This window comes from Rothia sp. HMSC071B01 (genome assembly GCF_001808945.1).
GTDB lineage: Bacteria > Actinomycetota > Actinomycetes > Actinomycetales > Micrococcaceae > Rothia.
Genome location: NZ_KV795068.1, coordinates 155,492 through 180,545, shown reverse-complemented (window position 1 = coordinate 180,545; position 25,054 = coordinate 155,492). Strand labels below are relative to the sequence as shown.

Genomic DNA, 25,054 nt, shown 5'->3' with positions numbered 1-25,054 from the left:
CATGGGCGTAACGATTAAGGTCACTGACGAAGCAGGCGTAAACTACGACATTCAGTGGGAAGACCACCACACCCTCCTGGAAGCCCTCCAGGCTAACGGTGTGCCGGTCCTCGCAACCTGCGGTGGTAACGCATCCTGCGCTACCTGCCACGGCTTCATCGACCCCGAGCACTTCGAAGCTTCCGGTGAACGTACCGAAGCTGAGCAGGATCTGCTCGACATGGTCGACGATGTCGCCAACGAGTACTCCCGCCTGTGCTGCCAGGTCGAGTACGCCCCCGGTATGGACGGAGCAGAAATCCAAATGCAGGCGGCGATGTAATCATGTTTAAATCGGCTCAGGTACTCGCATCAACCACCCTCCTCTGTTGCGTGCTAGCGCTCAGTGGATGCGGCGCGTCCCAGGCCGGTCAGGAAGCTGAAGGCACCTCGGCGCAGCCGAGTGCTTCGGCTTCGGTCAAGCCCGGCACGATTCGAGTAGCTTCTGACGGGGCTACCCCTTCGGTGACTCCGGGCTCCATTACCGTGGTGAACTCCCCCGAGGCGGAGAACCACGGCTCTTCCTCTGATCACTCCGAGTCTTCTTCCCACACCGAGACTCACGAGTCGAAGCAGAACTCTGACTCTCATTCCTCTGAGTCCTCCCACAAGGGTTCCGAGCAGAACAAGTCGGACGACTCTGATTCTCAGCAGGATTCCCAGAAGAGCTCAGACTCGTCTTCGCAGTCGGGTTCTCGCTCTTCGGGCAACTCTTCGAACTCCTCCGGTTCCTCGAACTCGTCGAATTCTTCCAACTCCTCGAATTCTTCGAGCTCTTCGGAGAAGTCCTCTAACTCCTCCAACAATAACGCTGCTGAGGGACCGACCCAGTGCGATCTGGACGACCTGAACGTTTCGGTTGCCATTGGAGAAGGCTCCCCCGGCGCCCGAAACTACACCCTGTACTTCCAGAACTCCTCGAACTCCCCCTGCACCCTGCGCGGCTACCCGCGCGTGGTCCATGCGGGCCCCTCGGGAACCTGGGTTGGTCGTGAGGCTTCCACCTCCGACGAGTACATGAACCCTGCGGGAGTGACCCTCAACCCCGGCGATAGCACCACCGCGGTACTGCGTTCGGTGTACCCGGCACGCTTCGGTGACGATTGCGGTAGCCGCCCGGTTCAGGGCTTCCTGGTGGGTCTTCCCTCCGGTTCCGGTGGCGTGATTGTTCCGCTGGATACGACCGCATGTTCCTCGTCTGTTCCGCAGCTGTCGGTGGGTCAATTTGGTGCCCGCTAACGCGCCCGTTGCAGATGTGACAACATCTCTGGCACGTTGTGTGCGCATATAGTTCGCATATAGTTCAAGGGCGGTTCCCCTCGATGGGGAACCGCCCTTGAACTGTCTATAAACCTAGGGTTTAGCTTTAGCTATGCGGTAGCCGCGCACTCTTAGAGGGAGCGGGCAACCTCATCGTGGCTGAAGCGTGCACCGCGCGGGTATGCGGGCGCCTCGCCGTGACCGAGGTTGACGACCAGGAAGGGGATTTCTGCGTTGTCCGCGAAGAATTCCTTCTTGATGCCGGCGAAGTCTGCGCCGGTCATGGGGCCGGCATCCAGGCCGAGTGCACGGATCGCGGTGATGAAGTAGCCTGCCTGCAGGTGAGCGCTCAGCTCAGCGGCGGGGGTAGCAAGCTCCTCGGAGGTGTAGAAGCCCTTGATGAAGCCGGCAGCGTTGGGGTTGAAGGTGTCAGCATGCTCTACCCAGTTTGCGTCTGCGGAGAGAATCGCGGTGACCGGTGCCGCCTGAGTCTTAGCCTTGTTGCCGTCTGCCAGGTGTGCGACGAGGCGCTCGCGTGCCTCGGGGCTCTTGACCCAGGTGATGCGCAGGGGCTGGCTGTTGAAGGCGGTGGGGCCGTAGAAGGTCAGTTCCTGGATGCGGCGCAGCTGCTCGTCAGTGACGGGCTCCTCGGTGAAGGAGGAGACGGTGCGCGGCTCGTGGAAGAGGTTGATGAGCTGTTCGTCGTTCAGGCGGGTCATGGTGGTGCTCCTTTTTCTAAGTTCCTAATTACTTTACGAGTAAAACATTACGGGGTGATGCATTACCTGTCAAGCACATCTTCCTCCCCCAGCCCCCAACAATTCAAGAGGCGCACACCATAAACCCCGCCATAATAGATACATGACCGACGCACTCTCCCACTTCTCCGCACCCGTACGCGACTGGTTCCGCGCCACCTTCAGCGCACCCACCGCCGCCCAAGAAGGCGCATGGGAGAGCATCCGCAACGGCAACAACACCCTCATCATCGCCCCCACCGGCTCCGGCAAAACCCTCGCCGCCTTCCTCTGGGCACTCGACGCCCTGCACCGCGAACACGAAGCCGGAACTGCAGGCGGCACGCGCATCCTCTACATCTCACCCCTCAAAGCACTCGGTGCGGACGTCGAACGCAACCTACGCGCGCCCCTCGCCGGAATCACCCGCCTGAGCGGCAACGACACTGGCGAGCCGAGCATCACCGTGGGCGTGCGCAGCGGCGACACCCCCGCACGCGAACGCCGCCAACTCATCAGCAACCCACCCGACATTCTCATCACCACCCCTGAATCCCTCTACCTCATGCTCACCAGCGCCGCCCGCAACACCCTCGCCGGCGTGACCACCGTGATCGTGGATGAGATTCACAACCTTGCCGCCACCAAACGCGGCGCGCACCTGGCAGTATCCCTCGAACGCCTCGATGCGCTCCTCGAAAAGCCCGCACAGCGCATTGGTCTCTCCGCAACCGTCGAAAACCCGGAGGCGGTCGCCCGGTTCCTCGGTGGCATTCAGCCGGTGACCATCATGAGCCGCCCGGTTGCCAAAGAATGGGACCTGCGCCTGAGTGTACCCGTGCCCGATATGGCGGCGCTCGGAGGCGCCAACGACTACGGGCAGGGGCTCTACGCCCCATCAGAATATGCGCCCTCGGAGGTGCCGGGCGGCGGGGGCTCAACTTCTGCCGGCTCGGCGCAGGGCGCGGCACAGCCTGCCCCCAGCGCAGCGAATACCCCGGCAAGCACGCCCTACACGCTGGAAGATGCCATTGGCGTATTCCCCGGGCAGGCAAACCTGGCGCAGGAACCCGCGCAAGAAACTGGGCAAGCAAACCCGGCGCGACAGGGCGATAACACCGCGCCCAAAAATACGCTCACCATCCAGGAAGAGGCATTGCGTGAGGGAGCACTGCACGAAGGGGAGCTGCGCGAAAAGGCATTGCGAGACACCGCCGATAGCGAGCGCCCCGAGACCTCCATCTGGCCGCGTGTGCAGGAGCGCATCGTCGACCATATTGAGAACAACCGTTCTACGATTGTTTTCGTTAACTCGCGCGGACTAGCGGAAAAACTCACCGCGGCACTCAACGATATTCACCTGCGCCGCGTCCTCGCGAAGCAGGGAATTGATCCCGAAGACTATGCGGCAGGCATCTGCGACATCGCCGAGGTGCCGCCGCTCGCCCGTGCGCACCACGGCTCCGTATCCAAGGAACAGCGCACCCTCATCGAGGAGGCGCTCAAGGGCGGAACCCTGCGCTGCGTGGTCGCCACCAGCTCCCTGGAGCTGGGTATCGACATGGGTCACGTGGACCTCGTAATCCAGGTGGCGGCGCCTCCATCGGTTGCCTCCGCGCTGCAGCGCGTGGGTCGCGCCGGACACCGCGTGGGCGAAATTTCGCGCGGATTCTTCTACCCCAAGCACCGCGGCGACCTGCTCGGTGCAACCGTCACCCTCGCCGGAATGCGCAGCGGAACCCTCGAACCGCTTGCCGTCCCCACCAACCCCCTGGACGTACTCGCACAGCAGACCGTCGCCGCCTGCGCATTGGGCCCCATCAGCGTGGACTCCTGGTACGAGGCGCTACGCCGCAGCGCACCCTACGCCGAGCTACCGCGCGCCCTCTTCGACTCCGTGCTCGAAATGCTCGCCGGACGCTATCCCTCCGATGAGTTCGCCGAACTGCGCCCGCGCATCATCTGGGACCGCACCCCCACCGAGGAGGCACCCTCCGGAAGTATTGAGGGCCGCCCCGGTGCGCAGCGCCTCGCCGTCACCAGCGGCGGCACGATTCCCGACCGCGGGCTCTTCCCCGTCTACCTGGTCAGCGGCGATGAAGAGCGCGGCCCCAAGCGTGTGGGTGAGCTCGACGAAGAAATGGTGTACGAATCCCGCGCCGGCGAGGTCATCACCCTCGGCGCGAGCAGTTGGCGCATTGAAGAAATTACGCACGACGCGGTACGGGTCTCCCCCGCACCCGGTCAGCCCGCGCGCCTACCCTTCTGGCACGGCGACCGCATGGGCCGCCCCTACGCCCTGGGCGTGCAGACGGGTGCGTTCACGCGCGCCCTCTCCAGCCTGGACGCCACCGATAGCGCCGCCGCCCGCCAGCAGCTCGAACAGCTCGGACTGGACACCTGGGCGGTCGATAACCTGCTCGCCTACCTGCGTGAGCAGCGCGAATCCACCGGGGCGGTTCCTTCCGACACCCGCATGATCGTGGAGCGGCACCGCGACGAACTGGGCGATTGGCGCGTGGTCCTGCACTCGCCGCTCGGCTACGGGGTGCACGCACCCTGGGCGCTGGCGGTGCGCGCCCGCATCGAAGAGCGGTACGGGGTGGACGCCTCCGTCATGGCGAGTGATGACGGCTTGATTCTGCGCCTGCCCGCCATGGAGGATGTGCCACCCGGCGCTGACCTGTTCCTTTTCGACCCGGATGAGTTGGAGGCGATTGTCACCGAACGCGTGGGCGATTCGGCGCTTTTTGCGTCTCGGTTCCGTGAGAATGCGGCGCGTGCCCTGCTGTTGCCGCGCCGTGATCCGGGTAAGCGCACCCCGCTGTGGCAGCAGCGTCAGCGTGCGGCGCAGCTGCTGGATGTGGCGCGTAAGTACCCTGATTTTCCGGTGCTTTTGGAGACGGCACGCGAGTGCCTGCAGGATGTGTACGATGTTCCGGCGCTGGTTCAGGTACACCGTTCGTTGCAGTCTCGGGCGGTGTCCATGCTGGAAGTTGAGACGAACGACCCTTCGCCTTTTGCGCGCACCCTACTCTTTGAGTACGTTGCCGAGCACCTCTACGACGGCGATGCGCCCGCCGCCGAACGCCGCGCCGCCGCGCTCTCGCTGGACCCGGCTCTGCTGGCTGAGTTGCTGGGGTCGAGCGGTCTGCGCGAGCTACTGGACCCGGCGGTTCTGGTGCAGACTCAGCAGCGTCTGCAGCGCACGGGTGAGCGTTACCGCGCCTGCGGTGTGGAGGGCGTGGCGGATTTGTTGCGTCAGCTGGGCCCGTTGAGCGCGCGGGAATTGAGCCTGCGTTTGCGGGCTGACAGCTTGCAGGCGGCGGCACACGGTTCTCAAGATTTAGGCGAGTCCGAGGACTCTGAACACTACGGCGAGGAGTACGGCGCGCACGCCAGCACGGATCAGGCGCGCGCCCTGGCGGAGGAGCTGGTGCGCTCGCGCCGTGCGTTCTCGTTCATGGGAGCTGCCGACATGGGAGCTGCCGACGGTTCCGCCGAGCCGCAGCTGTACTATGCGGCGGTTGAGGATGCCGCGCGTCTGCGCGATGGGCTGGGCATTATGCCCGCCGCGGCGCTTCCTGTTGCCCTTTTGGAGCCGGTTGCGGAGCCTTTGGAGGATCTGGTTTCTCGCTACGCGCGCACCCATATTCCCTTTACGGCGCAGCAGGCGGCAGAGCATTTTTCGCGCCTGACCCCGGTGGGTGTGGGCGTGCTGACTCCGGTGTTGCAGCGTCTTCAGCAGCAGCGCCGTCTGAGCTCCGGCGAGTTCCTGCCCGAGGTGCTGCGTGCTTTGGGGTCTGCCGGTGTTGAGTGGGTGGATGCGCAGGTTTTGCGCACGATTCGTGCCCGTTCTCTGGCGGCGTTGCGTGAGGAGATTGAGCCGGTATCGGCGCAGGTCTATGGTGTATTCCTACCCTCGTGGCAGAACGTTCGTTCTTTATCCGTGCGGGTTGCGCAAACCCTGCCGGAGGCGAGCGCCTACGGTGCCTTCATCCCTTCCCGCCGCGCTGCCACGGTGGTAGGCGAGAGGGTGGCGCCCCTCGGCTCGGCAACACCCAACCCGATGGCACCCACCCCGATGACTGAGCACGGCGCAGAACATACGGGACAAGATTCCGCCTCCGCCACGGAGGATCTGCTCACCACCATCGACCAGCTGGCGGGTGTGCGCGTACCGGCTTCCGCGCTGGAGACGCTGATTCTTCCGGCACGCGTGCCCGGCTACCAGCCGCACATGCTGGACGAGCTGATGGCAAGCGGCAGGGTGTTCTTCACCGGCGCCGGGCAGCTCGGCGGCGGTAGCGCGCAGAAGTCTGACGGCTGGATTCGCCTGCACTTGAGCGAGAGTTCCTCGCTGACCCTGGGTGAGGACTACCCGGAGCAGCTGTTGCGCGCGGAGAACCCCGAGCTTTGGGAGGCACTGCAGGCTCCGGGCACGCTGGAGCACGCCATCTATGAGGCGCTGGCTCACGGCGGCCTGTTCGTGCCGGCGCTACGTGAGCGGGTGGCGCAGCTGATGAGCGCGGCGGCACCAGCCGGTCAGGTGGTGACTTTCCCGGATACGGCGGAGATTTCGGCGGCGCTGTGGCGCCTGGTGTGGGCTGGTGCGGTGACGAACGATAGTTTCGCGCCAGTTCGGGCGATGCTTGCGGGTGTCCGCAGTGCGCATCCGACTCCGGCAACCCCTGCGCGCCTGTCGCGAGTGGGTCGCCGCGGTGCGGGTCGTATTGCGGCGGCGCGCGCCTCCATGGGTAACGGCTTGGCCGGCGGTTACGGCGCTGATAGCTATAGTTCCAGCGGCTACTCTGCGCCTGCCACCGGGCGTGGTCTGCGTTCCCTGCGCGGCGGGTTCCATGGCGCCGCTCCCGCCGTTGCCCCGCAGGATAGCGGCCGCTTCTCACGCGTGGACACGCTACTGCAGGAGCCTGTGGAGGCGACGGTTGCGGCACTCGCACGCGCCGACCTGCTGCTGGACCGCTACGGTGTGCTGACTCGCGGGTGCCTGCAGGTGGAGGATTCTACCGGCGGATTCTCGCAGCTGTACCGGATTTATTCGGCGGCTGAGGATCGTGCGCTGGTGCGTCGCGGCTACTTTATTGAGGGTTTGGGCGCGGCGCAGTTTGCCGCCCCCGCGACGGTGGACCTGCTGCGTTCTACCGCCGATAGCCTCAGTGTTCCCGCAAGTCCACAGGGTTTTGGCGCGACACAGGGTTTTGGTGCGAGTGCCTACACCCCGCAGCGTACCGATACGGAGCGGGTGTACGGCACGTTCACGGTGACCCTGTTGGCGGCGACCGACCCGGCGAACCCGTACGGTGCGGCGCTGAGCTGGCCCGCGATTCCCTCCTTTGCGCACGAGGGCGAGGGCACCGTGAAGCACCGCCCGGCACGCAAGGCGGGTGCCTGCGTGGTGCTGGTGGACGGCGCACCGGTGCTGTATGTGGAGCGTGGCGCGAAGACCCTGCTGGCTTTCACCACCGACCCGGTACTTCTGGAGGCGGCAGCCCCCGCCCTGGCGCGCCTGGTGTCCGCCGGTGGTGCGGAGAAGATTTCGGTGGAGAAGGTCAACGATGTGGAGCTTTTGAGCACCCACACGGTGAGCACATCCATATTGGGCGTATCCGGCGGCGAGGTTGTGGAGCATCCGGTGGAGGCGCTGCGTGCGGCGCTGCAGGCGCAGGGTTTCTATGCGACGGTTCGCGGCTTATCGCTACGCCGCTCCATTTAGACTGCGCCGTTCCATTTAGCCCGAGCCTCAAGCTTAGCCTCAGAGTAAAACTATTTTCTTCAACCTCAACTTGAGCATCACAATGCCCCGCACCCTCACGGAAGGGGGTACGGGGCATTATGTTTCCCTACTCACGAACCGGGTGGTGTTCCCGGAGTCCACCACGTCGCAAGCGGCGTAGCGGAGGAATAACCGCCCGGATGTCCACGTCATCTTTGCCGTGGAGCACATAACCAAACATCGGAGCGGGAAGTCCTGTGTAGACCTGTCACCTCTTGAGGTGGCTAGTAGCCGCCGGTGAGGGTGTCAACGGCCCCCAGGCACAGGTCGATGGCTTCTTCGAGCCCGAGCCCGCGGGAGCGAACGGTGCGCTGATCGCGGGGGTTGAGCTGCACGACGTGCATGGCGAAGTAGTCGACGAGTTGCAACCAGCCTCCGAGGATGACGCGAGTGCGGTCATTAATCGGCATGCCGGTGCGTTCAAGCATCCATTCGAGGTAGTCGGTAGGGTTGTTCGGGAAGTCCTCCCCACCGGGGGTGGGGACACCGGCTACGACGAGGAAGTACGTGCGTAGCGCATTGCGCAACGCCTCTTCGGGGTTTTCGTGATGCTCGCCCAGGGCCTCAAGGACTGCGTTGGCTTCGCGTCGGGTGACAGCGGCCGCCAGGGAGTCCTTGCCGGGGAAGTAGTGGTAGAGCAGGGCGCGGGTAATGCCTGCATCGCGGGCGATAGCGCTCATGGAGGCACCGAGCACGCCGCGGCGAGCGAAATGTTCTGCAGCGATTTTCAGAATTTGCTCTTCGCGTTCGTGCGGCTCCATACGCAGGGCACCGGTGCGAGGCTCCGCATTCTTTTGTGAATGTTCCATAACCTCTCCTATCGCATTTTCCGGTGCTTTGGAATTGTCCGATTGCACCGCTGTATTTGGGGGTGTTCCTTTAACCTCTGCATCCTTGCGCTGTTTCTGTCCCATTTCGACCCCTTCGTTCGAAATATCGAACTTCTGTGTCTTAATCGTACCGCTTTAAGGCTACTTTCAGCCTTTATTAAGGTGTTTATGACGTAGGGTGCCCAGGTTAGCATGTCTTTAATTGCTTTACATCTTTTATACTTAGAAAAACCAAAGGGGCTAAATTGAGGGTTATTGATTTATGATTTGACAGCATTTTCGAAAATACCGCACTTAAACGCTATTTTTTGTAAAATTAATGTAGTTTTTTTAAATTAAATGTCCAATAATTTCAAAAATTTGTGAAGTTTTCGTTTTCTGTTCCACATATTCACACAAACATTCATGAGTGTCAGACAAAACTGTCTTCCGCAACCCCACACCCAAGCCCACGGCAATATTTCCACCCGCACGTAGCTCAGCCCAACTCACTCAGTACGCCTCCAGCTTGCCTCCGAACCTACCCCGCCCAGGCGGTAGAGTAGAGCCATGCCCGCACAGAACACCGCACGCCCGCTGCCTATCGCGCGCCCCGATACACAGCAGGGAATACAGCCCGCCTATCAGGCAAAGCCTGCACGCCGCACGCATCGCCGTCTGCTGGCCCCTCCGCTGGCTCAGAAGAACGGTATCGACCCGATTCAGCTGATCCTGCCGCGCGTGGAGGAGCTCTCCGCCGAGCTCGCCCCGAGCAAAACTGCACCGAACAACACCGCACCGAACAATACGGCTCCGGCAACCATTGCGGATTACCTGATTGCGCGCTTCTACCCGAACGACCCGCAGATTATTTACGCCCGCTTTAATACCGGTGAGGTGCGCCTGGACGACGGCACGATCCTGACCGGCGATAGCCCCTATATGCCGGGTGAGCGCATCTGGTATTTCCGCGAGCTTGCGGATGAGCCGCAGCTACCCTCCGACATGCCGGTGCTCTACGAGGATGAGCACGTGCTGGCGATTGATAAGCCGCATTTTCTGCCGACCACCCCGCGCGGCGCCTATATTGCGCAGACCGCGCTGACCAAGCTACGGGTGCGCGAGCAGAACCCGCTACTGATTCCGATTCACCGCCTGGATCGCCCAACCGCGGGCGTGCTGCTTTTTGCCAAGACCGTGGAGGCGCGCCGCCCCTTCCAGATGATGTTTCAGCACCGTCAGGTGTCGAAGACTTACCGTGCCGTGGCGCCGGTTCCCGCCGCCGCCGCCGAGCAGGCGTTGAGTGCGGAGGGACTGCAGGTGCGTTCGCATATTCAGAAGATTCGCGATCAGCTGCAGGTTCAGCAGCTTTCTGAGCAAGAGTGCGCGGCGCAGGGTGTGGAGCCGAATACGCTGACGACCGTGAAGATTCTGCGGACTTTCACTCCGAGTGCGCAGGCGGTTGAGGGGTGGCGCGCGGAACCGAATAGAGAATGGGCGCTCTATGATTTGGCGCCTCACACCGGCAAAACGCACCAGCTGCGGGCGCACCTGAATATGCTCAGCTCCCCCATTCTGGGCGATGTGCTCTACCCGCAGGTGCTACCCGACGCGCCAGACCGCCCGGAGTACCCGCTGCAGTTGCTGGCGTACAGCCTGCACTTTAAGCATCCCATCACCGGCGAGCGAGTGGATTTGTACAGTGGCCGCTCACTCACTGCCGCCTCCTAACTGGTTTTTGAATGGCGTTCACCCCGTTCCCTGCGGTGCATCTTCTCGGCGGTCTCTCGAAAAGGAATCACACCCGAGAGCCCGCCCACAGCATCCGGGCGCTCAGAGGGCAAAAAGTGGGATAATTCAGACGTAATACTTCACCGCAACTACAGAGGGTCCATGAATTCCCAGCCGTCTTCCCACAACGCGCAGTCTCTGGAGTCGATTAGCGAGTACGCCGAGCGCACCTCCTCGCATGCCGCTGCCGCAGCCGCCAGCGTTACCGACACCTTCGTGCACCGTATTCTTGGCGTTCCCGGCGCCCTCATCGGTTCGGTGCAGGTGCCCGACCCGCGCCCGCTGAGCCAGCGTCTGAACGCTTGGCACTACTGGTGGCAGGCGCACCTGCTGGACTGTGTGATTGATGCCGGTCAGCGTCACCTGCGCGAGGGCGATATTACTGCCGCCCAGGAGGAGCTGCACCGTGCCCGCGCGCTGTTGCGCGGCATTAACGTGCGTAATTACGGCCGCTTCGCGAACGACTACTTTGACGATATGGCATGGCTGACCCTCGCGGTGGGCCGCATGAACTCCTTCTGCATTGAGCTGACCGGTGCGAACGATGTTGCCGCTCAGGATGCCGGCGCGGCTCTCTTCGAGCAGCTGGCAAAGGGCTTCTCCCCGGTGGGTGGCATGAGTTGGCGCAAGTCCAAGCGTGATTTCGTGAATGCTGCGGCGACCGCGCCGACCGCCCTGGCGTATGTGCGCGCGGGCGACCCGAAGACTGCCGCCGCGCTGATGGACTGGATGAATGAAACCCTCTGGGATGCAGAACGTTCGCTCTATATTGACGGTGTGAACGTGCGCGGCGACGAGTACGACTACGAACGCGGCGAATACACCTACAACCAGGGAACCGCCCTGGGTGCCCTGCTGAGCCTCGCCGCCTCCGGCGTGCCCTGCGAGGTGGACCCCGCAGAACGCGCAGAGCGCCTCATCGTCGGCATCGTCAAGCACATGACCGAAGAGGTGGAGTTCCTCTCCGGTGCGCGCCGCCGCATCCTCATCTCGCACGGCGACGGCGACGGCGGCCTGTTCACCGGCATTCTCGTGCGCTACCTGGGCATGGCGGCATCCTCGCCGCTGCTCAGCGATGAGGCGCGAGCGCTCGCCTCGAACCTGGTGTACTCGACCGCACGCGCCCTGTGGGAGGGTCGCCGCGAGTTCGACCCCAACCTGCCGATGAACGAGTACGGCATTGACCCGAATGAGATTCGCGGTAAGGCGCTCGTGCAGTTCTCCCCGCGGTTCACCGAGCCGATGAGCAAGGTTGTGAAGCCCGGTGCACCGGTGGAGCTGTCCACTCAGGTGCAGGCGTGGACCATTTTTGAGACGGCGGCGCGTCTGGCGCATGCGCGTCACCTCGCCTCCCACAGTTTCTAAAAGCACAGTTTCTAAAGTACGGCTTCTAAAACCCTGCTGTTCTTTGCCCCCAGCCCTCATCTTCTCCCTTCAGTGCAGAAGGTTAGGGCCTGTGCAGAAGGTTAGGGCTAGATTCATTGCGGGGGCGTGTACACGGGCGTACGGTGAATTTTATGCTTGCACCAGAATCACAACAGGTCACTGCCAGCCCGAACGCTAACACCATTTTCATGGTCTGGAAGTTCAAGGAAGGCACCTCTCAGGATGCGCTCATTGAGGGGTTCCAGAACCTCTGCGGGCTCGTCATTAACCTCAACCACACCGCCGCGAACCGCTACTCGCCCGAGAACGCTAACGTTGTTCTGGGCATTAGCCACAGCGCGTGGCTGACCCTGGATCTGCCCAAGCCCCTGCCGCAGGAGCTCGAAGAATTTGAGGAGATTAGGGGCCCCAAGCACACCGCGGTGTCCACTCCCGGTGATCTGCACTTCCACATCCGTGCGACCCAGCCGTCCGTCGCCTACGATATGGCCTCCGCTATTACTGCGGCGCTACGCGATATTGCTGAGACCGCGGATGAGGTGCACGGCTTCCGCTACTGGGACGGCCGCTCCATCATCGGTTTTGTGGACGGCACCGAAAACCCGCAGACCCCCGCGGCACGCGAATACTTCGGTCTCATCGGTGACAACGACCCCATGTACAAGGGCGGCAGCTACCAATTCGTGCAGAAGTACATTCACGACATGACCGCATGGAATGCCCTGCCCGTCTCCGAGCAGGAGAAGGTCATCGGCCGCTCCAAGCACGACGACATCGAGATGAGCGAGGACGAAAAGCCCGCCAACTCGCACTCCGCCATCGCCAATATCGGTGACGACTTCAAGGTCATTCGCGACAACATGCCCTTCGGCACCGTGGGCAACAACGAGCTGGGCACCTACTTCATCTGCTACGCCAGCACCTTCTCGACCGTCAGGAAGATGCTCATGAACATGTTCATGGGAGTGGACGGCGCCAACTACGACCGCCTGCTGGATTTCAGCACCGCGGTGACCGGCACCCTCTTCTTCGTGCCGACTGTGGACATGCTCGGCGACTTCGCCGGCTAACTTCACCGGCTAGGGCGAGCTAAACCCAGCCACCCTGCCTGTACCCTAGTCTGCCTGTACCTCAGCCTGGCTGTACCCTAGCCTGACGGTACCCGCGAAAACCCCGCCTCCGGCGAGAGAGGCGGGGTTTTCCGGTAGGCTAGGGTATAGACATTCAGACGGAAAGCAAACAATCGAGAGAAGAATGAGCGTTCTAGATAACTCTTTCCCCACCGAGGACTTTGGCTTCACCATCACCAGCCGCCTGGCGGACACCGCCTCCCCCAGCGCTGAACGTGTAGAAGCCAACGGCGGACAGTTCCGCGGACGCACCGGTGTCATCACCACCCCGCACGGACAGATCCAGACCCCCGCCTTCACCCCCGTGGGCACCAAGGCAACCGTCAAGGCGGTCCTACCCGAATCCATGAAGGAGCTCGGCGCTCAGGCTCTGCTCTCCAACGCCTACCACCTGTACCTGCAGCCCGGCCCCGAAATCCTCGACGCAGCAGGCGGCCTGGGTGCATTCATGAACTGGGACGGCCCCACCTTCACCGACTCCGGCGGCTTCCAGGTCATGAGCCTGGGCTCCGGCTTCAAGAAGGTGATCGACATGGGTACCGTCGCGGGCGCTAAGGGCGCCGACGGCCGCCCCCTCGGTGACGACGACGTGGCGAAGGGTAAAGAGCGCCTCGCCCACATTGACGACGACGGCGTGAACTTCAAGTCGCATATTGACGGCTCGATTCACCGATTCACCCCCGAGGTGTCCATGCAGGTTCAGCACCAGATCGGTGCCGACGTCATGTTTGCCTTCGACGAGCTGACCACCCTCTACAACTCCCGCGGCTACCAGGAGGAGGCGCTCGAACGCACCCGCCTGTGGGCGCTGCGTTGCATCGCTGAGCACCAGCGCCTGACCACTGAGCGCGTGGGCAAGCCCTACCAGGCGCTGTTCGGCGTCATTCAGGGTGCCCAGTACGAGGACCTGCGCCGCAAGGCATGCCAGGACCTGGGCTCCATGCCCTTCGACGGCTTCGGCATCGGTGGTGCGCTCGAGAAGGAAAACCTCGGCACCATCGTGCGCTGGTGCGCCGAAGAGCTGCCCGAATCCAAGCCCCGCCACCTGCTCGGCATCTCCGAACCCGACGACATCTTCGTCGGCATCGAAAACGGTGTAGACACCTTCGACTGCGTCTCCCCCACCCGCGTGGCACGCAACGCAGCCGTCTACTCCCCCACCGGCCGCTACAACATCACCAACGCGCGCTTCAAGGCGGACTTCTCGCCCATCTACGAGGGCTGCGACTGCTACACCTGCACCCACTACACCCGCGCCTACCTGCGTCACCTCTTCAAGGCGGACGAGCGTCTGGCGGCAACCCTCGCCTCCATCCACAATGAGCGTTTCATCGTGCGCATGGTGGACGACGCCCGCGAAGCCATCAAGGACGGCACCTACTTCGAGTACCGTGACGAGTTCCTCGGCAACTACTACTCCGGCAAGAAGCCCTAAACCCGCTCTTCAACCCGTTTAAGGAGAACCCTATGAGCATCACTCATGTTCCCGATGAGGAGCTTCTCGTCTTCGACCACGAGATTGCAGCCCCGGTCGAGGACGTCTTCGGCGCCTACCTGGACCCCGAACTGCTGGTTCGCTGGTACGGCCCCGCCGGCTGGCACGTGCGCCCCACCGACGTAGTCGTGGAGCCCGTCGTCGGCGGTCTGCAGCGCCTGTCCATGATCAACGAGGTTGACCCCTCGGTGTCCTGCATTCTGCAGAGCCGCTTTTTGAGCATTGAACCGTTCAAGGAGCTCGAATACGCAGAGCAGCTGCCCGACCACCTGGGCAACCCCGGTAGCGTGCTGGTGTACCAGCGTCACCGTTTCTTCCCCGAAACCGTGATTACCGCCGACGGCGTGGGAGCCGGTACCCGCATCGTTATTGAGATTGGCCCCATGCCCGCCTCGGTTCACGAGGAGGTACGCACCACCTGGCGTTCGACCTTCGCCCGCCTGGATAACGTGCTTGCCACCCGTGCCCGCGGAGAGTTCTAACTCGCACCAGCTCTGATTCTGCCCGCCTGCGGGTGGGAATACTAAAGCGCCGCGTTGACGAATGATACGTCAACGCGGCGCTTGTGTTTAATACCCGTGCCTTGCCGGGTGGGAATCGTAAACTAGTTGGTCAGCTTCACGGTAATGACGGTGCTGCCACCATCCAGGGACACACACTCGGGGGTCGCACGATCCGCGCCGTCGCCCGGCTTCCAGTAGCAGCGCGCCGACATGACGGTACGCTCACCATTCGCCTTATCGGTCACCTCGGCGGGGTTCTGCACCACAAACTGGCGGATCAGCTCACGCGCAAACAGGCAATCCACCGCACCCGAGGTCACCTGAACCGTAGCGTTGTGCTTCAGGTAGCCAGTAGCGTCCATGCTGCCGCAGCTACCGCCCGCAGACTGAACATCCGAGCTGGACAGGCTCGCGGTGCTCGACGCCTTCGCCGAAGTATTCGCCTTAGCCGATGCGGAAGGGCTCGACGCCGCGCTCGCCTGCGCGGTCGCCGCGGGACTTGCGGTGGTGATGGTTCCGGGGCTCACGGTAGCCGCCGCGGTGGGGGTGTGCACGGTACCGGCAGTCGGGGTGCTTTCAGTGACCGTTACGGTGCGAGTGGGGGTCGCCTTCGCGCTCGTAGCGCTGGGACTAGGGATTGCGGTGGCGCTCGGGGAGGCGGTGGTTGCGCCTCCGGAGCATGCCGACAGCGCCAGCAGGAGCGTGGCACCGAGCGCTACGGGGCTGTAGCGCTGAGCGGTACGGAGGGTAGTAGAAGAAGTCTGGGTAGAGTGCTTCTGTGCCGGATGCATGGTGACCTTTCTGCGTCATCGGTTCGGGTTCCTAACCAGTATTCTAAAGACGCTACCTGTGAGCTAGCTATACGGCATCTTAGGAACCCACAGGGTGCCCCCGCTAGGACACAGCGGGTAGAGGCACAGCGCAATAAGAGGGGCTCCCCGGCAGTGCGGGAAGCCCCTCCTTGGCTCTTCACAACTCATTGACAGCTCATTAACTCTGACGCGGGCGCTTATCCTTCTCGCCTGCCACCGACCGTAATAGTGCGGCCGTTCCCGTCATGGCAGGTCATCGAGCCAGTCTCAATCTCGCCCAAGCAGGTCAGCTGCTTGCCCTCAGCAACGGGCAAGATCACCACATCCAAGGCGTGCATTATCTTCGTGTTTGCGGTGGTGGTTTCCGCGTGCAGAGCCGAGGACTCATTCACGGTATTCACCTCGCTGGCGCCGGTCAGGAAGTTCATGCGAGTCACCTCCACCGGACCGGCAAAAGTGCGGCCGACAGCACCGTTACCGTTGCCGGTCTGCTCGCCGGTGCGGCGCTCGCACACCAGGGTTCCGTCCGCGGGGTTCAGCTCGCAGAGGGTGCGCTCGTCATCGCTCTTGAAACGGTAGTAGCCGGCACCGGAATCGTAGTAGGAGGGCTCCATGAGGAAGGGAATCTGGGGAGCATCCGGATTGTCCAGGCGAGCCACGAAGGCGACATCATCGCCAATAGTGCATTCGGGGGCACCGCGATCCTCGCGACGGTTCTCAGCCATCTCGTACTGCGGGTTCCAGTAGCAGGTGGCATCCTGAACCTTCGCCACCTGGTGCTGGGTCAGGTTGTCGTCGGCACGCGGGGTGGTGACGTATTCGGTCAGCACGTCCAGGGCGTGGGCGCAGTCCACGGTACCGCGCAGCACCATGATTTCCGCGCCGGTCTTCAGGTAGCCCTTACGTCCGATGTGTCCGCAGCGCTCGCCGGCGGAGGCGCGCTCAGCCTCCACCTTTTCGGGCGCACGGGGCGGCGCAGCGACAGTGGGGTTTGCGACCGTTGCGGAGGTTGCCTTCGCCTCAGCGGGTGCGGAGGACTCGGACGCCTTCGCCTCGGCGCTCTCTGCGGGGGCTGACACCCGAGTCTCGGTGACGGTCGGCTCGGTCTTCTTCGTCGGTGACGGGGACGCGGTGGAGGAAGGGAGCGGGTACTGCGAGTGGTTAGCCGTGTTGGAGGGGCTGGGGCTCGACGAAGAGTTTTCGCTCTGAGAACCGCCAAAGCAGCCGGTCAGGGCGAGGAGCAGGGCGGCGGCGCATCCGGTGGCGCGCATCGTGCGGCGACCCCGGCTGGCGGAGTCTGCCTGAGTGTGGTGGAACGACATTGTTATCTCTCCCGGGAATGAACCTTTTGCACCCTTTGCAGAAGGTATTTAAAGCATACGCTTGACCCCGTTCAAGACCGGTTTATTACAGCGGAGCGCCGGTATCTACCCCTATTTCTGCGGCAGGTAGGAGCTCAACAGCTCACGCTGCTCGGGGCTCAGACGGGTCAAACGACCCACAACCGAATCCCAGAACGCCAGCACGGTAAAGGCACGCACGCACTCGCGGCCGTCCACCGGGGAGAGAATCGAGTAGCCAATACGCACGGATGCGGCGCTGACCTTCTCCACGCTCAGGCGCACCGGCACGGGCTCACCAGTGTAGGGCAGCTGAGCCAGGTAGCGGATGCCGTGCTCGGCAATGAGTGCCTGCACACCCTCGGCAACCAGGTCGAAAAGCGGAATCGGAGGCTGCGGTGCCACGGTGGGCTTCTGCCCGGAGGAGGGCGGTGGGCCGAAGAGCGCCACGCGGGCTTCTTCCATGACCGAGAGGATGGCAACGTTGTTGACGTGCCCGTAGGCGTCCATATCGCCCCAGCGTGCGGGTACGTGCACCAGCAGTTCGTCGGTGGTACCGGCCTCAGGGGCGGGGGTGTTTTCGCGGTTCTTTTCGTGGCTTTGCATGGTTTTAACTCTACTCCCCCGCCGCTTTGAGGGGGCTATTCGTACGAATCCGCAAGGTACAGCAAATGAATCAGCTGATGATGATTCGGGGGCTAGAAATATATTTGGTAGTTAAAGCGATGAGGCTCGAAAGCTACGATGCTTTCGAGCCTCATCCAACACACAGACATTTGAACGCATACAAGATCATACGGTTCACTGTCTATGATAGACCCCACTCTGAGGGCCAACTGCATTTTTACGGTTTTATTACGAGGAATTCCAGAAATTTTCCGTATTTTTCGTTTATTACTGTGTTGGAGTCTCTGCAGGCCCCAGCACCGGCTCTCCCGGCAGCTACAGAACCTTAACGGCCCAGCTTAGCCGCAGTCTCCAGGGCATGATCAGCGTCGTACTTCATGGCGTCATACTCACCGGTTGCCTTCTGAGCCTCCACGAAGGTCTGCTCATCAATCATGTGAGTGTGGCGAATACGGGCGAAGTACAGCAGGCTCAGCACCACAAAGTAGCCCACGCCCACAATTGCCGGAACCATGGAACCGCGCACCATGAAGAGCGCAACCCACACCGCGAAGAGCAGCAGAACTCCCACCGCTGCGGTGAACTGGCCACCCCACAGGCGGAAACCATCGGTCGCCGGCTCAACACGCTTGTACACGATGTACGCGAAAAGAATCAGAACCCACACGGTCAGCGCGCACACCATAATCACAAAAATCATGGAGAGGAACGCTTCCTTCGGGCTGTACAGAGCCAGCAGAATAGCAATCACCATACCGCTGGTTGATAGCCATACCGCACGCGCCGGAACGCCGGCACGGTTCACCTGAGCCAGCTGGATAGGCGCCATACCGTCAACCGCCAGCGAGTGCATCAGACGCGTACCCGCGTACAGGTTCGCGTTCGCGCTCGACAGCGCCGCAATCAGCACCACAAAGTTCACGAAGTGCGCCACACCGTGCACACCCAGCTGCTCAAAGACCAGAACGAACGGGGAAGCTTCCACCGCGTCGCCCAGGCCCGACGCCGAACGCCACGGAATAATAGCCACAACAATCAGAACTGCCAGCACGTAGAAGGTCGCCAGGCGAATCATCATCGCCTTCGCCGAGGAACGCACCGAACGGGAGGGGTCCTTCGCCTCCGCAGCAGAGATCGAGATCATCTCAATACCGCCGAAGGAGAACATCACAACAGCCAGCGACAGCCACACCGACTGGGGGCCGTTAGGCATGAAACCGCCGTCGTTGAAGAGGTTCGCGGTACCCACCGCAGCGTGACCGGGCAGACCGAAGAAAACCAGGCACAGGCCCACCAGCAGGAAGGCAACAATCGAAATGACCTTAATCGAAGACAGGAAGAACTCCAACATGCCGAAAGACTTCACGCTGGTCAGGTTCAGCACAATCAGCGCCACACCAAACGCGGCAATACCCGCCCACAGCGGAAGCTGCGGCCACCAATAATTCAAGTACATCGCAACCGACACCAGCTCAACACCGGCAATCAGCACAGTCGCCGTCCAGTAGGCGATGCGAGTCAAAAAGCCCGCGAAGGGGCCCAGGTAGCGGGTAGCAATAGTACCGAAACCGCCGCGGACAGGGTAGCGAACCGCCATTTCACCGGTTGCCGCGCCAATCACCGAAGCGAGCGCAGAACCAATAGCGTAGGTGAGAATGACCGCGGGACCAGCCATCGCAATGGCGGTGCCCGAACCCAAGAAGAGGCCCGTACCGAGCGCGGAACCCATCACGATCATGGTCATCTGTCCGTGGGACAGAGAACGCTTCAGGGTGCGCGATCCGGCGGTCCCCGCTGCAGCGTGGCTGCGGGTATCGTCGTTGTGGGACACGAAGGTGCCTTCCGTCAGTACGCCTTAGGGGCGTGATGTGCAATGTGTGCTCGCACCCGGCTTCTGCGGCTTCTAGCCTCGTTGACGGGTACGAATAGTTAACTATTCTACGGGCACACTCACACCGCTCAGAACAGCGCCGTCTAGGGTACAAAAGCGAAAAGGCACCGAACGGGGGTGCTCCCCCATCCGGTGCCTTTTATGTTTTAGCCTCGCGAGGCTTTATTTAGTGCTGTGCCGCGCTGGTGTTCTCGTCGGCGTGCATAGCGTCCAGGTCGGGGCGCTCATAACCGCCCTGAACCTTCGAGGAGATGGCGTAGCCAATAGAAATCAGCACGAAGAAGACGATGCCGACCATGATCGATTCCTGAACGCCCGAGCCAGGCAGCATGAACATTGCCGCCAGGGTCGCCAGAACACCCGCCAGAGCCAGACCTGCGGTGACGCGGCCACCCAGCACGGTGAAGGAGGAGGCGTCCTTCTGGTCCTTCTTGTACGCCTGGTAGGTCAGCAGAATCATGATCCACACAATCAGGATGCACAGGGTCACCAGCGCCATGAGCAGGGCAAAGATGTCACCAATCTTGGCAACAGCCATCACGGTTGCCACGACAACGCCGGTGAAGGAGATGAGCAGGGCCACGACCGGCACGCCGCGCGAGGAGGTGCGGGCAGCCACTGCGGGAGCCATGCGGTCAGAGCCCAGGGCGTGCAGCAGGCGAGTTGCCGCGTACAGGGAGGCGTTAGCGCCAGAGAGCGCAGCAACGAGCACCACGAAGTTCATGATGTCCGCCGCGAAGGGGATACCCAGTTCAGAGAAGACGAGCACGAACGGCGACTCGGTCAGCTCCGAGTTCTGTGCGGCGGTCTGCCAGGGCACCAGGCACAGAATAATTGCCATGGACACCACGTAGAAGGTGGACAGGCGCCAAATCATTGCCTTCACGCTGGTTGCCACCGAGCGTGCCGGGTCCTTCGCCTCCGCTGCGGAGAGAGAAATCATTTCCACACCGCCGAAGGAGAACATGACAACAGCCATCGAAATCCAGATGGATGCCGGGCCGTTGGGCAGGAAGCCGCCGTCGTTCACGAGGTTTGCGGTACCCGCCGCGGCGTGGCCGGGCAGACCCACGAACACCAGCAGTACACCAATCACCATGAACACGATGACGGCAGAAACCTTAATCGAAGAGAGCATGAACTCCAGCGCGCCGAAGGACTTCACGCTCACCAGGTTCAGCACCAGAATAATCGCGCCGAAGAGGGCGACGAACACAGCCAGGGGAACGTCCGGGAACCAGTACGCCATGTAGTGGCCAACCGCCACCAGCTCAGCACCAGCCAGCGGCACGGTGCACGCCCAATACGCCCAGCGAGTCAGGTAGCCGCTAAAGGGGTTCAGGTATCGGCTCGCAATGGTACCGAAACCGCCCTGGACGGGGTGACGCACGGACATTTCGCCCGCGCAGGCAGCAATGGTTGCCGCAATCATCGAACCAATAGCGTAAGAGAGGATTGCGCCAGGGCCCGCAATTTTAATGGCGGAGGAGGAGCCCAGGAACAGGCCCGTACCCAGCGCCAAGCCCATCGCAATCATGGTCAACTGGCCGTGGGAGAGGGAACGATTCAACGAGTCGTTCTTCTCCGACTGCGCGGGGGTGTTCCCCTGCAGTTTAGACATAACGTATCTCTTTCTTAGACATGCTGTGTATTGAATAAAGCTGAAATGGCAATGCCGCCCAGGCGTTAGGCCGGGCGGCTCTGCACATCAGCTGTCAGGAGGTTAGCTTATGCCACGTACTCGAGTTCGTGACGCTTGAACCAACCAATAATCGGGTAGCTGATCGGCATGAGGATCACCTCGACCAGGCACTTGTAGATATAACCGATTAGTACGTAGTTGATGAATGCTTCCATGGTGTCGATGCCGAGCACCGGTGCCGCGATGGAGCAGAAGATGAGGGTGTCGAGCAGCTCACCAACCAGGGTGGAGACAATCATACGCAGCCACAGGAAACGGCCCTTGCCTGCCTTCTTCATTGCCACCATGACCCAGGCATTCAGGGTCTGACCGAAGAGGTAACCGAGCAGGGAGCCCGCAAAAATCTGCCAGACCGGGCCCAGTACGCTAGCGAATGCCTCCTGGCCGGTGTAGAAGCTCGCAGCGGGCAGGTGCACGATCAGCAAGAAGCACAGGGCAGCAAAAGCAGCCGAGCCGAAGGAGGCTACAATCGCGCGGCGGGCACGCTTGAAGCCGTACACCTCTGAAAGAAGGTCGCCAATCACGTAGGCGAGCGGGAAGAGGAAGAAACCACCGTCGGTGACGATGGTGTTACCAATGAGGGGCAGCTCGAAGGGCAGCGGGCCGAACTCCACGCCCTTGGTTGCACCAATATTCGAAATGATCAGGATGACGCAGGATGCGCCCAGCAGCAGATCAAAGTAGCCGCGGCGACCAGCCCAGGGCACCGTAACGGTGCTCGTCTGAGCCTTAGATTCGCTAACGGGTTTAGCCATTACTTTCCCCAAGTCTTTCTTCATGCGATGTGTTTCTTCACGTAGGGTACGAGCCCTCACGTGTGGTGGGTGAGTGCGCTATGCAGGGCGCTACTCACCGGCTCGTCTGCCACCCGAGCCTATCTAATAGTACCTATATGCCGTGGCGGCGGCAGGTTTACGGGCTTCGTTCAAGAGTGTGGACGCTCATGACCACCCCGCCAGCCTTCCTGACCGCACATTTACAATAAATGTATGAAGAATCTGGGCCACGGAATTCACCGCACTGAGCAGGTGGTATCCCTGCTGGGGGCGGGGCGTGCGCTACGCGCCTCGCTTCGGCGGTCGGTACGGGGTTCTTCACAGCAGGTGCGGAGGCGGCGGCACCGTAACCAGCGGCGGCTGAGCGCGCATATTCCGCGTCTGCATCCGCTGTTCACCTATGCGGCGCAGGCTGTGCGCACCGGAGCTTCCCTGCTAGAGCCAGTGCTTCTGGCTTCGTCTGAGCTACTCGGTTACCGATCGTTTACGCATCGCGGGCGCAATATCTACTATCGGGTCGATAACCTGTATCTTCTGACCGATTCTGAGTCTGCGCCCGGTGTGCTGTTCTATTTTGATGGTGATCATCTCTCGCGTGCCGGTAGCCGCCTGTTGCGCCGAACTTCCCCCCTGCGTGCCGAGCTGGCGCAGGTGGCGGCTGAGTTCAATATGCTGTCGGTGCCGGTGCTGTCGCCGGGTAGTCTGCGGGAGCCGCGCCTGACCGATGGTGATTCTTATGCGCCTCCGCTGACCTATAACTGGTGGGTTCGCGCCCGTTCGAACGGCAGGATGGTCCGCGCTCTCATTGAAGGGATTGCCCTGGCGTACGGGGTGGATATGAGCCGCGTGTGGCTTGCGGGCTATTCGGGCGGCGCGGAGTTCCTCAGCTACGAGCTACTGTCGCACGATATTGAGTGGATTCGCGGAGGCGGCGCCACTTTTATCGGTGGCGGCGGTGCCGACGGTGTGCCGGCACAGGTGCGTGAACGGGCGGCGTTGAATCCTTCCTCTCATGAGCACCTGTTGATGAGTTGGCATGTGGGTGTGCTGGATGGGCGCTCGCCGTCGGGTCGTCGGCGTATGGCGACGAGTTCTGAGGGGAGTTGGTCGGCGCGGATTGCGGTGCAGGAGGGTAGCGCGTTCTACGAGGGTTTGGGGGCACGGACTTTGTTGCAGGTGACTCCGGGGCGTGGCCATACGGGGTATCCGATTGCGTCGTTGGTGGGTGCTGATTTGGCGGTGGCTACGCGTTTGGGCTTCTTGTAGTGCCGGTCGTTCTGTCATATTTGTGAAAATTCGCATGGATTGGGCAAATTTCTTGGTGACACATTCGATAAATTCGTCATTTGCTGACGATTTGGGGTAGAGTGTCACTATGCCTCGTATTTCTGCAGCAACCAACGCCGCCCAGCGCGAAAACACCAAGCGCGCCATCCTCAACTCCTTCGGCGAGATCCTCTACAACCGCGGCCTCTCCGGCCTGACCATGACCGACGTCGCCAAGAACGCCGGAATCGGCCGCACCGCGGTCTACAACTACTTCGCCGACATGGGCGAACTGCTGGTCGCCTACGCCCTGGACGAGACCGAACGCTTCCTCAACGAGCTGCGCGTCGGCCTGGAGGGCATCGAAAACCCGATTGACCAGCTCGCGGTCTACATTCGCTTGCAAATCAACGACCTGGCGCGCCGCCACCTGCCTCCGGGCCCTGCGATGCGCTCCATGCTCTCCCCCGAGTCCTACGCGAAGCTCGGCAAGCACGTTCACGAGCTGCAGATGGTGCTCGCGCATATTCTTTCTGCCGCCATTGCCGAGAACTACATTCCGAAGAACGACATTCGCGAACTGGCGATGCTCGTGCACGGCTCCCTCTCCTCAAGCGCCGGTCGCGCCGAGGACGCACCGGATGAGGAAACCCGTGAGCGCCAGATTCTGAATACTATCCGTTTTATTCAGATGGGCCTGGGCGCGCGTTTTGACGCCGAGGGCAACCCGGTTCGCCTGGATTCCGAGGAGTCCCTGCCGGAGCAATCCCCGGTGCAGGAGGCGGGCCTGAAGGTTGCGTCCTAAGCGTGGTATCTCTGCGTAGCGGAACGTAGCTCAGTTATACGTCACAAAAATGCCGCGGACCTGATGCTTCTTTGCATCGGTCCGCGGCATTTTCTGTATTCGGGTAGGCGTTTACGCGGTTAGGTTTTTACGCGAGTAGGTTTTTACGCGCCGGGCAGCAGCGCCGGGGAGATGGAGTCCAGGTCCAGTACGCGCGCATACATGACGGCGCGGCGGTGCAGGGCGTTACGCAGTGCGCGGTGCACGCCGTCTTCGAGGTAGAGTTCGCCTCCCCATTTGACGACGTGAGGGAAGAGGTCGCCGTAGAAGGTGGAGTCTTCGGCGAGTAGGGTCTCGAGGTTGAGGGTTTTTTGGGTGGTGATGAGGGTGTCGAGGCGTACCTGCTGCGGCGGGATTCCTCCCCAGTCGGCATGGGTCATGCCGTGCTGGGGGTAGGGGCGACTATCGCCTACTTTTTTGAAAATCATGGTGGTGCTTTCTCAGGTATGGGGCGCCTCGGCGGCACGTGTAACCGTGGGGTTCTGAAGAAATAGTACCAAGGGGTATAAAAAATCCCCGGTCTTAGATTCTAAGACCGGGGATCGGTGGCGGAGGATGGAGGATTTGAACCTCCGAGGGTGTTAACCCAACACGCGTTCCAGGCGTGCGCCATAGGCCGCTAGGCGAATCCTCCAGCTATGTTTTCTACGCATTGCGTAGGCAACAAATAAAACCTTACTACGCTTTTGCTAAGCATGCAAGCCCTGAGCAATAAAAATAACAGAAAGCACATTTATGGATGCTTGTGCCCCTGTTTTTGGGTGGTGATAAGGGTGTCGAGGCGTACCCGCTGCGGCGGGATTCCTCCCCAGTCGGCGTGGGTCATGCCGTGCTGGGGGTAGGGGCGACTAT

At 61.8% G+C, this 25,054-nt stretch carries 19 protein-coding genes and 1 tRNA gene; 10 read left to right on the top strand and 10 right to left on the bottom strand.

The window, feature by feature from the left end; translation table 11 throughout:
• The first annotated feature begins 1 nt into the window (after window position 1).
• Both HMPREF2527_RS01600 and HMPREF2527_RS01595 read left to right on the top strand, forming a co-directional pair.
• Entirely contained in the window at window positions 2-322 is a 321-nt protein-coding gene (locus tag HMPREF2527_RS01600; RefSeq protein ID WP_005507166.1) for a 2Fe-2S iron-sulfur cluster-binding protein, read from the top strand.
• Between the two features lie 2 nt (window positions 323-324).
• On the top strand, window positions 325-1,278 hold the full coding sequence (locus tag HMPREF2527_RS01595; protein ID WP_070505914.1) for a DUF4232 domain-containing protein: 954 nt from the start codon (window positions 325-327) through the stop codon (window positions 1,276-1,278).
• Between the two features lie 152 nt (window positions 1,279-1,430).
• Here the strand turns inward: HMPREF2527_RS01595 and HMPREF2527_RS01590 are convergent, their stop codons facing one another.
• Window positions 1,431-2,018: a malonic semialdehyde reductase gene (locus tag HMPREF2527_RS01590; RefSeq protein ID WP_049340324.1), complete on the bottom strand. Its 588-nt coding sequence runs from the start codon at window positions 2,016-2,018 to the stop codon at window positions 1,431-1,433.
• A 142-nt stretch (window positions 2,019-2,160) separates the two neighbouring features.
• On the opposite strand from HMPREF2527_RS01590, the gene HMPREF2527_RS01585 reads away from it, so the two are divergent.
• Window positions 2,161-7,770 carry a DEAD/DEAH box helicase gene (locus HMPREF2527_RS01585; protein ID WP_070505912.1) on the top strand — a complete coding sequence of 1,870 codons (5,610 nt, stop codon included), beginning with the start codon at window positions 2,161-2,163 and terminating at the stop codon, window positions 7,768-7,770.
• 284 nt (window positions 7,771-8,054) lie between these two features.
• Here the strand turns inward: HMPREF2527_RS01585 and HMPREF2527_RS01580 are convergent, their stop codons facing one another.
• Entirely contained in the window at window positions 8,055-8,639 is a 585-nt protein-coding gene (locus HMPREF2527_RS01580) for a TetR/AcrR family transcriptional regulator (RefSeq protein ID WP_005507171.1), read from the bottom strand.
• Between the two features lie 570 nt (window positions 8,640-9,209).
• Between HMPREF2527_RS01580 and HMPREF2527_RS01575 the strand changes: the two genes are divergently transcribed.
• The 5 genes from HMPREF2527_RS01575 (at window position 9,210) to HMPREF2527_RS01555 (ending at window position 14,923) form a co-directional block, all read left to right on the top strand.
• The gene (locus HMPREF2527_RS01575) at window positions 9,210-10,370 is read left to right on the top strand and encodes a pseudouridine synthase (RefSeq protein WP_070505910.1); all 1,161 of its coding nucleotides are present in this window, start codon (window positions 9,210-9,212) and stop codon (window positions 10,368-10,370) included.
• Window positions 10,371-10,532: 162 nt separating this feature from the next.
• Window positions 10,533-11,795, top strand: coding sequence for a glycoside hydrolase family 76 protein (locus tag HMPREF2527_RS01570; RefSeq protein WP_070505908.1), 1,263 nt, complete (start codon window positions 10,533-10,535; stop codon window positions 11,793-11,795).
• Between the two features lie 152 nt (window positions 11,796-11,947).
• The gene (locus tag HMPREF2527_RS01565) at window positions 11,948-12,886 is read left to right on the top strand and encodes a Dyp-type peroxidase (protein WP_070505906.1); all 939 of its coding nucleotides are present in this window, start codon (window positions 11,948-11,950) and stop codon (window positions 12,884-12,886) included.
• 184 nt (window positions 12,887-13,070) lie between these two features.
• On the top strand, window positions 13,071-14,381 hold the full coding sequence (gene tgt / locus HMPREF2527_RS01560) for a tRNA guanosine(34) transglycosylase Tgt (protein WP_049340315.1): 1,311 nt from the start codon (window positions 13,071-13,073) through the stop codon (window positions 14,379-14,381).
• Window positions 14,382-14,413: 32 nt separating this feature from the next.
• Entirely contained in the window at window positions 14,414-14,923 is a 510-nt protein-coding gene (locus HMPREF2527_RS01555) for an SRPBCC family protein (protein WP_070505903.1), read from the top strand.
• 122 nt (window positions 14,924-15,045) lie between these two features.
• On the opposite strand, the gene HMPREF2527_RS01550 is transcribed toward HMPREF2527_RS01555, so the two are convergent.
• From HMPREF2527_RS01550 to HMPREF2527_RS01520, 6 genes are all read right to left on the bottom strand, one after another.
• Entirely contained in the window at window positions 15,046-15,735 is a 690-nt protein-coding gene (locus HMPREF2527_RS01550; RefSeq protein WP_070505901.1) for a hypothetical protein, read from the bottom strand.
• Between the two features lie 218 nt (window positions 15,736-15,953).
• Window positions 15,954-17,078: a phosphoglycerol transferase gene (locus HMPREF2527_RS01545; protein ID WP_070505899.1), complete on the bottom strand. Its 1,125-nt coding sequence runs from the start codon at window positions 17,076-17,078 to the stop codon at window positions 15,954-15,956.
• Between the two features lie 111 nt (window positions 17,079-17,189).
• Window positions 17,190-17,702 carry an acyl-CoA thioesterase gene (locus HMPREF2527_RS01540; protein ID WP_049340311.1) on the bottom strand — a complete coding sequence of 171 codons (513 nt, stop codon included), beginning with the start codon at window positions 17,700-17,702 and terminating at the stop codon, window positions 17,190-17,192.
• Between the two features lie 346 nt (window positions 17,703-18,048).
• Window positions 18,049-19,554, bottom strand: a complete 1,506-nt coding sequence (locus tag HMPREF2527_RS01530) for an amino acid permease (protein ID WP_070505897.1) — start codon at window positions 19,552-19,554, stop codon at window positions 18,049-18,051.
• Between the two features lie 226 nt (window positions 19,555-19,780).
• Window positions 19,781-21,235: an amino acid permease gene (locus tag HMPREF2527_RS01525; protein ID WP_070505894.1), complete on the bottom strand. Its 1,455-nt coding sequence runs from the start codon at window positions 21,233-21,235 to the stop codon at window positions 19,781-19,783.
• Between the two features lie 107 nt (window positions 21,236-21,342).
• Window positions 21,343-22,071, bottom strand: a complete 729-nt coding sequence (locus HMPREF2527_RS01520) for a queuosine precursor transporter (RefSeq protein WP_070505891.1) — start codon at window positions 22,069-22,071, stop codon at window positions 21,343-21,345.
• Window positions 22,072-22,305: 234 nt separating this feature from the next.
• On the opposite strand from HMPREF2527_RS01520, the gene HMPREF2527_RS01515 reads away from it, so the two are divergent.
• Both HMPREF2527_RS01515 and HMPREF2527_RS01510 read left to right on the top strand, forming a co-directional pair.
• Window positions 22,306-23,358: an alpha/beta hydrolase family protein gene (locus HMPREF2527_RS01515; RefSeq protein WP_070505889.1), complete on the top strand. Its 1,053-nt coding sequence runs from the start codon at window positions 22,306-22,308 to the stop codon at window positions 23,356-23,358.
• 109 nt (window positions 23,359-23,467) lie between these two features.
• On the top strand, window positions 23,468-24,163 hold the full coding sequence (locus HMPREF2527_RS01510) for a TetR/AcrR family transcriptional regulator (protein WP_005509262.1): 696 nt from the start codon (window positions 23,468-23,470) through the stop codon (window positions 24,161-24,163).
• 143 nt (window positions 24,164-24,306) lie between these two features.
• Here the strand turns inward: HMPREF2527_RS01510 and HMPREF2527_RS01505 are convergent, their stop codons facing one another.
• Both HMPREF2527_RS01505 and HMPREF2527_RS01500 read right to left on the bottom strand, forming a co-directional pair.
• The gene (locus HMPREF2527_RS01505) at window positions 24,307-24,630 is read right to left on the bottom strand and encodes a type II toxin-antitoxin system VapB family antitoxin (protein WP_005507186.1); all 324 of its coding nucleotides are present in this window, start codon (window positions 24,628-24,630) and stop codon (window positions 24,307-24,309) included.
• Between the two features lie 118 nt (window positions 24,631-24,748).
• Window positions 24,749-24,836, bottom strand: a tRNA-Ser gene (locus tag HMPREF2527_RS01500).
• Between the last annotated feature and the right edge of the window lie 218 nt (window positions 24,837-25,054).